The sequence below is a fragment of the Mailhella sp. genome (assembly GCF_057866825.1).
The window spans coordinates 1-5,671 of record NZ_DBMAHT010000125.1 but is presented as its reverse complement, the minus strand read 5'-3'; the positions used below and the strand labels follow the sequence as shown (position 1 = coordinate 5,671).

Here is a 5,671-nt window from a genome sequence, read left to right as displayed (position 1 = left end):
TCAAGAGTCCAATCTCCATCATATCTCGGCAAATAACGTTCACCTGTACATTCCATAACTACACCTTACTAATCTAATCAGCTAAATTATTTTTCCAGATACCAATCCACGGTCTTCACGATGCCGGATTCAAAGTTCTCGTCGGGGTTCCAGCCGAGTTCCGTCACTATTTTGGTGGGATCGATGGCGTAGCGCTTGTCGTGTCCCGGACGGTCGGAGACGAAGGTCATGAGTTCTTCGTATTTCATGCCGTTTTTGCGCGGACGGCGTTCATCCAGAATCGAGCACACCGTGTGCAGAATCTGGAGATTGTTCCGCTCGTTGTGGCCGCCGATATTGTAGGTTTCGCCGCTCCGCCCCTTGTGGAAGATGAGGTCGATGGCCTTGCAGTGGTCGAGCACATAGAGCCAGTCTCGGATGTTTGAGCCGTTGCCGTATACCGGAATGGGCTGTTCCGCGAGGCATTTGCTGATGATGACGGGAATGAACTTTTCCCGATGCTGCTTGGGCCCGTAATTGTTCGAGCAGTTGGAGGTGGTTACGTTCATGCCATAGGTGTGATGGTAGGCCCGCACGATGAAGTCCGAGCCCGCCTTGCTCGCCGAATACGGACTGTTGGGCGCATAAGCCGTCGTTTCGGCAAAGTAGCCCGTGGCCCCAAGCGTGCCGTACACTTCATCCGTGGAAATGTGATGGAATCGTGCGCCCTCATAGCCGGGCTTCACCTTGCCGGGGGCGTCCATCCAATGACGGCGCGCCGTCTCGATGAGCGTGAACGTGCCCATGAAGTTGGTTTCCATGAAGGCACGGGGCCCCTTGATGGAGTTGTCCACGTGGCTCTCCGCCGCAAAATGAATCACGCCCCGGATGTCGTATTCCGTGAACAGCCGCTCCACGAGCGCTTCGTCGCAGATATCCCCCTGAACGAAGACGTAATTGGGCATGACCTCGCATTCCTTCAAATTGTCGAGATTGCCCGCGTAGGTGAGCTTGTCGAGATTGACGACACGATACTCCGGGTATTTCGCGCAGAAATACGGCACGAAGTTGGAGCCGATGAACCCGGCGCCGCCGGTAACGAGTATGGATTTCATTGTGTTGTCCTGTAATCGTTCCAATCAATAAAAAATCTTTGGAAAAAGAGATGCGCGCGGGGAGGGAGAAAAGCCTTTCTTCAGAAAGGTTTCCTCCCTCCCCGCAAAGCTCAATCACTCTCCCCTCTCCATCTTTCTGACGCATCGTTTCAAGCTGTCGGTCCAGTGCGGAATAGACAGTCCGAAGTCACGTTTAATTTTTGCCTTGTTGAGCACGCTGTAGGCCGGGCGCGCGGCACGGGTGGGGTATTCGGCGCTTTCGATGGGGCGCACGGCGCAGGAAAGGCCCGACTCTTCCATAATGGCGCAGGCAAAGTCGTACCAGCTTGTCACGCCTTCATTGCTGAAATGGTAGATTGCCTTCATGCCCGGCGTGATCTGCGGCAGCACGGCAACAATCGCCGCGGCGAGATCGGCGGCATACGTCGGCGTTCCCACCTGATCGAACACCACGCCGAGACTCTCGCGCTGAGCGCCCAGGCGGCGCATGGTCTTCACGAAGTTGTTGCCGAAGCTCGAATACACCCACGAAGTGCGGATCACGATCGCCGTTTCAGCCTCGCGGAGCGCGGCCTCTTCTCCGGCCAGTTTGGTGCGTCCATACACGGAAACCGGATTCGGCGCATCACTCTCCCGATAGGGGAGATGTGCCGTGCCGTCAAACACGTAGTCCGTGGAAATCTGAATGATGTTGCGCCCGTAGCGCGCCAGAAGCTCAGGGCCCACGCGGTTCGCGCGGTCGGCGGCCTCGACGTCATCTTCGGCTTTATCCACAGCGGTGTACGCCGCGCAGTTGATAACTGCATCAAATTTCCGCGCCGCAAAGAATGCCGAAACCGCGGCTTCGTCGGTGATGTCGAGCTCGGCGCGGCCAGCGTATTCGGCCCGGTCGCCGAGAAGCAGCCGCAGTTCCTGCCCAAGCTGTCCGTTGGCTCCCGTGACTAGAAACATGTTTCAAACTCCGCGAAATACGGATGCAGCTTGTCCTTGTCCGACGTGAGAGCGCGGGACATGTCGATGCGCCAGTCAATGGCAAGCGTGGGATCGTCAAAGCGGATGCCGCCCTCGGACTCCTTGCAGTACAGGTTGTCGCACTTGTAGGCGAACACCGCGGTTTCACTGAGCACGGAAAAGCCGTGGGCAAAACCGCGGGGAATCATGAGCTGACGGTTGTTTTCCGCGGAGAGCTCCACGGCCACATGCTGCCCGTAGGTGGGAGAGGAACGACGGATGTCCACGGCCACGTCGAGCACGGTGCCTTCAAGCACGCGCACAAGCTTGGCCTGCGCGTGTTCCCCCTTCTGAAAATGCAATCCGCGCACCGTGCCGTAGCAGGATTTCGACTGATTGTCCTGCACGAAATCATAGTGAAGCCCCGCTGCCTCGAAGGCTGCTCTGCTGTAGCTTTCAAAAAAGTAGCCGCGCGCGTCCGTGAAAATGCGGGGTTCAATGATGTACACGCCTTCGATGGCTGTTTTAATAAAGTTCATGCCGCTCCTCCAGAACCTTCATGAGATATTCGCGGTAGGCTCCCTTCTTCATATCGTTGATGAGTGCTTCCATCTGCGACTCATCGATGAAGCCCTTGGCAAAGGCAATTTCCTCCACGCAGGCGATTTTGAGTCCCTGCCGCTTTTCAATGACCTGCATGAAGTGGGTGGCGTCAGCCAGGGAATCCGGCGTGCCTGCGTCGAGCCACACGATGCCGCGGCCCATAGGCACCACGCTCATGCGGCCTTCCCTGAGATACATATTGTTGAGATCCGTGATTTCGAGCTCGCCGCGCGCAGAAGGCGTCAGGTTGGCGGCCTTTTCACACACGTCCGGCGGATAGAAATACAGGCCCACGGAGGCATAGTTAGACTTGGGATGCTCGGGCTTTTCCTCGATGCTGAGGGCCCTGTGGTTCTCGTCGAACTCCACTACGCCGAAGCGTTCAGGATCGGAAACATGATAGGCAAAGATGGTGGCTCGCGTGCCCATGTTCTGCTTCACGGCGCGACGATAGATCTTCATCTGATGGCCCATATAAAAGATGTTGTCGCCGAGAATGAGGCACACGTCGTCGCCGGCAGCGAAGTCGGCGCCGAGGGTGAAGGCCTCGGCTATGCCCTTGGGCTCGGGCTGCACCTTGTAGGAGAGCTTCAGGCCGAGCTGCGAGCCGTCGCCGAGCAGGCGCTCGATGTTCAGGGTGTCCTGCGGCGTGGAGATGATGAGGATTTCCCGGATGTCGAACAGCATCAGTGTAGAGAGCGGATAATAGATCATCGGCTTGTCGTACACGGGCAGAAGCTGCTTTGACGTGATTCGCGTAAGCGGATAGAGCCTCGTGCCGCTGCCTCCGGCGAGAAGTATGCCTTTCATGTCTTTCCCTGGTTCATTATCGTATTATGTTTACGGAACGAAGCGTTGTGCCCCATTCACAAAACTGCCCCTGCCATCATGCATAACTGACAGTATGATTTTGATAATCTTCAATTTTATGATAAATTATATTTATTTATTAATTTCAATTGATTATATTATAAAAATGTTCATTTTTACTCTTAATTTTAACTGTCAGTTGTCTTAATCGCTTAATTCATACGGAAAGACAAGTCGTTTCTTGGCGCGCGCAGTCCCCGGCAGGGCGTTCTTCGGGGCAGACTCCACGGCGTTTCCGCTGGTTATTTTCTGCTTAACCGAAGGCGTCAATTATTTGAATTAACGATATAAAAATAAAAATTCTGAAGGGCGCCCCGCTTCCAGAAATGCCGAAATTCCCCCCCTCATGTTCCGTCGGTCAGAGTCGGCAGACTGTGTCTTCAGTCATTAAAAATTTTTTGTCAGTATGACTGACAGTATGATATATCGAGAAATCTTCCCTTCGTCGAGGCAACGATATCTGCCACGAGGTCGCGCCACGCCCGGAATTGGTGCCCCATCCTGCCGACCTCGGGCCCTTTCGCCTGTCTGCCATTTCTCCACAGACGCAGCATGCAGCCCCAGGGGGGGGACTCAGCACCTTCACCCTCCGCTGTGCCCTGTTCCGATACCTTTCCCTCCGCCATGCGCCGAAGTCGCGCCAGCGCGCGGTTGTTCAGCAGCCTTTTCGAAAAATTCCTGCCCCGGAACGATTGCATCCGAACGCTTCCCGACGTATCATCGGATACATAACCGTGGAAAAGACCCCTGCCGGGTCGGGTTCGCGACGCCGACTCCTCCTGCCGCGTTGCCAAGCCCGGCCCGTCCGGGAGAATTGCGGCCGTTCTGCGCTTCCTCCAGACACGCAGGCGGCCTTTTCTTTCGGGCGGGATTCGGCCAGGAATGGCGGACAACATCGGCCTTGTCGCCGCGCGTTATGCCGGGGATGCGAAACGCCGGCGCTTCGACGCCGCGTCGGGGAACGCCTCCCAACGACGTGCCTTCGGCGGACGACTTCGCCAGGGCTCCGGCATCCGGCAGCGCTGCCCGCCGGGTCTGACATACTGGAGGACAGGAAGCGCGGAAAACGCCAGTTTCTCCCGCCGTTCCTCTCAAGGCAGGGAATCAGATCCGGCCCGGGAACGCGCGGGAATCCCTTCGGCCCATCCCCGGCGTGTCGCGCCCCACCATCGGGGAGCTCCCCCAAAAAGACGCAGCGTCCCCCGCCGGCGCGGCGCGTCATGAAAAATTCCTCCGCCTGCACTCCATCCCGCACCGCGCCTTCCCCGCCGTTCTCCCCCCTTCCGATGCTCCCCAGCTTTCGCGCCGTTGTCCGAAAATACCCGTTCCGCCGTCCCGCGCTGACATCCGGGCTTATTTCTCCACTCCACGCGCCCCGCGTCTCTTCCGCAGAATCCGGCGCGCCGCGCGTCTCTCTCCCCGACTCCCTCTCCGGCATTCCCGGACTCCGCAGCCCCTCTGATTTTTTCCGCAACATTCGCGTTTCCCTCTTGACCCTATAGTCAGTAGAGGGTCTATGTCTGAAAACAGCCCCTCGCCGAGCCGAAGCCTCGGCATCCGGCGGCGTTACGCGGGCGCACCGACGGTCGGCAGAGACGCTCCTGCCGGGGCCCTCCTGCGGAAACGCTCTGCCGGGGGTACGCTGAACGGACCGACCTGCGGCGCTCCGCAGGATGCGCCGATCAGCAAGCCCCGACAACGCGCCGCCTTTTCCTTTTGACGGCATCATTTCGACAGTACAAGGAGAACCTCATGAAGATTCAGCAGATACGAAACGCCACGCTGCGCATCGAATACGCAGGCAAGACCTTCCTCACCGATCCCTGGCTCATGGACAAGGGCGCGATGGGCACGTTCCGCGCGCTCGGCAACGTGTTCCGCTGCGAGCCGGACAAGCTGGACATTCCCATGCCCATGACCGCGCTGCCCATGCCCGCGGAAGACGTGCTCAGGGGCGTGGACGCCTGCATCTGCACCCACGTGCATCCCGATCACATCGACATGTCGCCGGACGGCACCATAGGCGGCAGCCTCGACAAGCATACTCCGGTGGTCGTGCAGAGCATGGAAGACGCGCATGCCTTCGTGCGTTCCGGCTTCACGGAAGTGACGGTCATGTATGAAAACAGCGAATTTGAGGGCGTGCATCTGGT

The 5,671-nt window shown here is 57.9% G+C and carries 5 protein-coding genes; 1 reads left to right on the top strand and 4 read right to left on the bottom strand.

The window, feature by feature from the left end:
• Positions 1-86: 86 nt before the first annotated feature.
• The 4 genes from rfbB to rfbA all read right to left on the bottom strand — a co-directional run bounded on the left by rfbB (position 87) and on the right by rfbA (position 3,458).
• Complete coding sequence (gene rfbB, locus ACZM96_RS09205; RefSeq protein WP_489488693.1) at positions 87-1,094, bottom strand: dTDP-glucose 4,6-dehydratase; 1,008 nt, start codon at positions 1,092-1,094, stop codon at positions 87-89.
• Positions 1,095-1,208: 114 nt separating this feature from the next.
• Positions 1,209-2,045 carry a dTDP-4-dehydrorhamnose reductase gene (rfbD, locus tag ACZM96_RS09200; RefSeq protein WP_489488691.1) on the bottom strand — a complete coding sequence of 279 codons (837 nt, stop codon included), beginning with the start codon at positions 2,043-2,045 and terminating at the stop codon, positions 1,209-1,211.
• Positions 2,036-2,584 carry a dTDP-4-dehydrorhamnose 3,5-epimerase gene (gene rfbC, locus ACZM96_RS09195; protein ID WP_489488689.1) on the bottom strand — a complete coding sequence of 183 codons (549 nt, stop codon included), beginning with the start codon at positions 2,582-2,584 and terminating at the stop codon, positions 2,036-2,038. Before rfbC ends, rfbD begins: the two co-directional genes overlap by 10 nt.
• Positions 2,571-3,458: a glucose-1-phosphate thymidylyltransferase RfbA gene (rfbA, locus tag ACZM96_RS09190; protein WP_489488687.1), complete on the bottom strand. Its 888-nt coding sequence runs from the start codon at positions 3,456-3,458 to the stop codon at positions 2,571-2,573. Before rfbA ends, rfbC begins: the two co-directional genes overlap by 14 nt.
• Before the next feature lie 1,812 nt (positions 3,459-5,270).
• Between rfbA and ACZM96_RS09185 the strand changes: the two genes are divergently transcribed.
• Positions 5,271-5,671 (top strand): MBL fold metallo-hydrolase (locus ACZM96_RS09185; RefSeq protein ID WP_489488685.1); only part of this gene is annotated, 401 nt, incomplete at its 3' end.